Consider the following 4,581-nt stretch of genomic DNA (forward strand, 5'->3'; position numbering starts at 1 on the left):
ACTATCGAGTCTGCTCGATGATCAGATCGCGCAACCATTTATGGCTAGGTTCTGAATCGAAGTATTTGTGCCATAGAAGGAACAAGCCTCCCGGCACCAAATCAACCGGGACAGGCTTCATCACCAACTCTCCACTATCAATGTAATCGCGTACCGAGTTGTATGGGTAACACATAAGTAAATCACTCTGCTTACACAGCTTAATGGCACTGGTGATGTCTGAAACATTCGCGGCTTTGTTGATTTCAAGCTGCTTTGAGTTAAGCACTTCCATCAATAACCAGTCACCCGCTCCACCCGTCACCAACTGTATGTGTCGATACTTCAAGAAAGTGTCGAGGTTCCACTCTTCCAGCAAGGCTGGGTGGTCATTTCGCATCAAACACACCGAGTAATCCAAGCACAGTTCCACGTAATCCAACTCGTCAGGGATACACTGCACGTGGGTAGAAGCGCGTTCATCCAATTCGAAAATACCAATGCCAAAATCCACCTCACGTTTGAGTAAGCGCTTGAAGCTGTCGCTGCTCCACGTCGAACTGTTGATGGTAATGTGCGGCGCATCGGCAAGTGCTGTCGGCATAAAATGCGGATAGATCGCTGTGTAGGCGGTTTCAACAAGGTCTATAGTGAAGGTACGCTCACTGTCTTTAGGATCGAAAACTTCGGGAACGGTCAGCTTTTCGATTTGCAGTAGAATTTGGTGGATCTTAGGCGCTAACGCGAGTGCTTTGGGTGTGGGAAATAGCCCTTTAGATTCTCGCTCAAACAGCGGATCATCAAACAAAGCTCTGAGTTTGGTGAGCTGTTTACTTACCGCAGATTGACTCAAAAAGAGTCGCTCTGCGGTTTTGCTCACGCTTCGCTCTTCAATGAGAACGTGCAGGCAAAGCAGCAAATTCATATCGCATTTAAGTAAGCTTTTAACATCTACCATGATATTCCCTAAATTCAGGTTAATGATGATTAATTGTCACTTTAAATCATATCATTGTCTTGGTAAATTTAGCGCATGTGAGTTAAAACACTCAAAGAATAATAGAATTAAGGAATACTCATGGATTTTCTAGCACTACCAAAGATTGATTTACACTGCCACCTAGACGGAAGTGTTCGCCCAGACACGATTATTGACCTAGCAAAACAGTACAATATCGAACTACCTGAAGATCGCGACGCGGTTGTTCAATCTCTAACGGTGCCAGAAGATTGCAAAAACCTAGATGAGTACCTGGCTTGTTTCAGCCTGCCACTGCAAGTAATGCAGACTGAAGAAGCGATTGAACGTATCTCTTTTGAGCTTTACGAAGACGCTGCACTAGAAAACGTTAAATACCTAGAAGTTCGCTTCGCACCAATCCTGCACGTAAATAAAGGTCTGTCTCTTGATACGATCATTGCAAGTGCAGTAAAAGGCATGAAGCGCGCTGAAGAGAAATACGACATCAGAGGCAACTACATCATGTCTGTGCTTCGTATGTTCCCTAAAGATTCTATCAAAGACGTAATCGACGCAGGCCAACCCTACCTAGGTAAAGGTGTTGTGGCGTTTGATATCGCGGGCGGCGAAAAACCAGGCTTCTGTGCTGAATTCCCTGAATACACGCAATACGCTCTTGAAAAAGGCTACCGCATTACCGTGCATGCTGGCGAGCAATGGCATGGTCAAAACGTTTACGATGCAGTGACAATGCTTGACGCTGAACGCATCGGCCACGGTGTTCACATCCAAGGTAACGAAGACGCATACAACATCGTTAAAGAGAAGCAAGTTGCGCTTGAAACTTGCCCAACAAGTAACGTTCAAACTAAATGTATTCACCAATTCAGCGATCACCCAATTGCTGAATTCAAAAAAGATGGCATCGTTGTAACGATCAACACAGACAACCGCACTGTGTCGAACACAACCATGACCAACGAAGTGAAGCGTGTGTGTGAAACATTCGGCCTAACAAAAGAAGACTACGTAGAAATCTACAAATACTCAGTCGACAGCGCTTTTGCTTCAGACGAAGTGAAACAGCACCTAATGGGTTTCGTTGAGCAAATCTAATTTGGCAAAGCGCGCCTTTTGCTGAATAGCAGGGCTCACTTAGCATTAGTGCTTAAAGCACAAAACAGGAAGAGAAAGGCTGACGCTTTTCTCTTTTTTTATGTCTAAAAGTCGCTAATCTTGCAGTATTCGTCATGTAGACCGAGACTCTCGTAAAGTGGATAAGCATGAGTAATAAAAACAATAAAACTGAACTAGAAAAAATGCTATCTGGACAAGTGTATGATGGTGCAGATCAAGAAATTGATACCATGCGTGCCAATGCCAGAAAGTCGCTAATGGCTTTCAACCACCACCAAGACCCAAACCAGCAACACACATTGCAAGAGCAGCTATTTGGTAAGGTTGGTAGTAGCAGCTTAATCCAACCCCCTTTTCATTGTGAGTTTGGCAAAACCATCGAGATTGGCGACGACACCTTCATTAATATGAACGCCGTAATGCTAGATGGTGCGAACATCAAAATCGGCAACAATGTTTTAATTGGACCAAGTGCGCAATTCTATACGCCATCACACTCCCTTGATTATCGTAGCCGCCGTAAATGGGAAACCTTCTGTTTACCAATAACAATCGAAGATGATGTATGGGTTGGCGGTAACTCAGTGATCAATCAAGGCGTGACAATTGGGGCTCGTTCAGTGATTGCTGCGAACTCTGTGGTCAACAGTGATGTACCGCCAGACTGCTTATACGGCGGTACACCAGCGAAGTTGATTCGACATCTGAATACCGAACAATAAAGCTAAAGAGAAGAATAAAACGTATCAGTAGAATGAAGCCACTTAGAACAACAAATAGAAAAGAGGCGATGTTCATATGAAACATCACCTCTTTTTTGATTAGTTAGACGTGTCTCTTCTATCGAATGGATTTCGTTCCATGGCCTTTTCATACTCACTTTTCGGGCTACTCAAGTACGTGGTTTTGACGAACTTTTCCCAATCAGAAAACAGCGATTCTATTGGTTGCTCTGTAAGTTGTGATGGATCACCATTGCTTTTAATGAGATAAACAAACGCCTCCTCCCCCCATGAACGTTCAATAAACTCACCGACCGTATAGCCAAGCTCATAAACAGCCGAGCTACTGTTTGGCTTATGGTATAAATCCTGAACTAGCCCATCGAAACGGCGACTGATGGCAGTCCTGTTATTGACGTGAAACCAATAATCTTCAGATTTGTAGATAGCGATAGCTTCCCACAACCAACGCGGATTATTCGCAAAGTTCGGATTCACTTGCAGAGTCAGTAAATGTACGAACTCATGCAGTGCGGTTTTATGGATCTCACCACCAAAATAGAGCAGCCTAATTTCATTGCTTTTAGGGTCAATATACCCCGTAGAGAAAGCATATCGATACCCTATGCTCCGCTCCTGCTCATCCAAATAGGCTTTTTGGTTTCGCCATACTCTCACCGTTATGACAGGTATTGAATCAAGGCCGAAGCTCTTCATCAAAGGAGCCTGTTTGAGCAATAGCTCGTTGTGAATACTTGGAATTATCGAAGGTGAGGTTCCATCGTAAAGGACATACTTAAACTGCCCTTTATCTGATTCATAGCAATTGTGACAGGGTTCTTCACCTTGCATCTGCAGCATTGCTGCCACAATAAGAACCAACCCAGATAAAGCGAGAACCAAAAAAGTGATCATTGATCTTACTGAGTATTTTTTCATCTTGTTAAACCCTTAGAAAGAAGAGTTAAATCGTTAACCCGAAATCATCAAATCCGTTAACGATTCAAATCAATACCCAGTGCAAGCAATTCTCTTTCACACTGAGACACATCACTAAACTGGATACCGGCCATACCTACAGCCTTTGCCCCTTCAACGTTATAGGGCATATCATCAATGAAGACGGTTTCTGAAGCTTCAAGACCATTATTAGACAGCAGCGCTTGGTAAATCTCAGGCTGCGGTTTAAGCATGCCCAATTCAGCGGATACCGCCGCGCCATCAAACAGCGGCCAAAATTGGTAGGTGGCTTTTAGGTACTCAACAATCTCAACCACGTTATCGGTTAACGCATACACGGCATAGCCTGCTCGTTTTACTTGCTTGATGAGGTCAATAGAACCGTACAGTAAGATCTGCGTTTGCTTTACGTAGTAGAACAGGCGATCGCACTCTAATGAAGATAAATCTAACTCTTGTTGGTAGCGAAGTTTGGCTTCATTTTCGGTTAAGAACCCTTTGTTCAAATCCAACCAAATCGTACTTTGGAAAATTGAACTCGCTTGGGTTTCCAGATCATCAAGTTCCCCGAAAGTCAGGCGAGTAATTTCTAGCGGTGACCAACGTACAATCACATTGCCGACGTCAAATACCACATTTTTTATTTGATGAGTACTCATACCTTGCTCCTGAATTATTCGCGTGAAATAACAACAACACCGACATTAAATGCCGCACCTTAAAGTTCATAACCTTGTTTTACAAAATAAGGACTGAAATCACAATATGTCATCGAGCAGGTACGAAAAAGGCCATCATAAAAATTAATGCCGTTCGGATAAG

At 43.5% G+C, this 4,581-nt stretch carries 5 protein-coding genes; 2 read left to right on the top strand and 3 right to left on the bottom strand.

Annotated features, from left to right (window positions below):
• Position 1: 1 nt before the first annotated feature.
• Positions 2-937, bottom strand: a complete 936-nt coding sequence (locus AB4653_RS24590) for a LysR substrate-binding domain-containing protein (RefSeq protein ID WP_009845962.1) — start codon at positions 935-937, stop codon at positions 2-4.
• Between the two features lie 120 nt (positions 938-1,057).
• Between AB4653_RS24590 and add the strand changes: the two genes are divergently transcribed.
• Complete coding sequence (add, locus tag AB4653_RS24595) at positions 1,058-2,056, top strand: adenosine deaminase (RefSeq protein WP_009845963.1); 999 nt, start codon at positions 1,058-1,060, stop codon at positions 2,054-2,056.
• A 167-nt stretch (positions 2,057-2,223) separates the two neighbouring features.
• A complete protein-coding gene (locus AB4653_RS24600; RefSeq protein ID WP_009845964.1) occupies positions 2,224-2,799 on the top strand; it encodes a sugar O-acetyltransferase in 576 nt (191 codons plus the stop codon).
• A gap of 99 nt (positions 2,800-2,898) precedes the next feature.
• Here the strand turns inward: AB4653_RS24600 and AB4653_RS24605 are convergent, their stop codons facing one another.
• Together AB4653_RS24605 and AB4653_RS24610 are read right to left on the bottom strand one after the other, a co-directional pair.
• Positions 2,899-3,738 carry a hypothetical protein gene (locus AB4653_RS24605; protein WP_102258640.1) on the bottom strand — a complete coding sequence of 280 codons (840 nt, stop codon included), beginning with the start codon at positions 3,736-3,738 and terminating at the stop codon, positions 2,899-2,901.
• 56 nt (positions 3,739-3,794) lie between these two features.
• On the bottom strand, positions 3,795-4,418 hold the full coding sequence (locus AB4653_RS24610; protein ID WP_009845966.1) for an HAD family phosphatase: 624 nt from the start codon (positions 4,416-4,418) through the stop codon (positions 3,795-3,797).
• Positions 4,419-4,581: the final 163 nt, after the last annotated feature.

The organism is Vibrio sp. 10N.222.48.A3 (assembly GCF_041475345.1).
GTDB classification, from domain to species: domain Bacteria; phylum Pseudomonadota; class Gammaproteobacteria; order Enterobacterales; family Vibrionaceae; genus Vibrio; species Vibrio tasmaniensis_A.

Bases quoted from the DNA above. Each gene is read 5' to 3' on its own strand.
- AB4653_RS24590 (WP_009845962.1), bottom strand. From the start codon at position 937: ATGGTAGATGTTAAAAGCTTACTTAAATGCGATATGAATTTGCTGCTT.
- add (WP_009845963.1), top strand. From the start codon at position 1,058: ATGGATTTTCTAGCACTACCAAAGATTGATTTACACTGCCACCTAGAC.
- AB4653_RS24600 (WP_009845964.1), top strand. From the start codon at position 2,224: ATGAGTAATAAAAACAATAAAACTGAACTAGAAAAAATGCTATCTGGA.
- AB4653_RS24605 (WP_102258640.1), bottom strand. From the start codon at position 3,738: ATGAAAAAATACTCAGTAAGATCAATGATCACTTTTTTGGTTCTCGCT.
- AB4653_RS24610 (WP_009845966.1), bottom strand. From the start codon at position 4,418: ATGAGTACTCATCAAATAAAAAATGTGGTATTTGACGTCGGCAATGTG.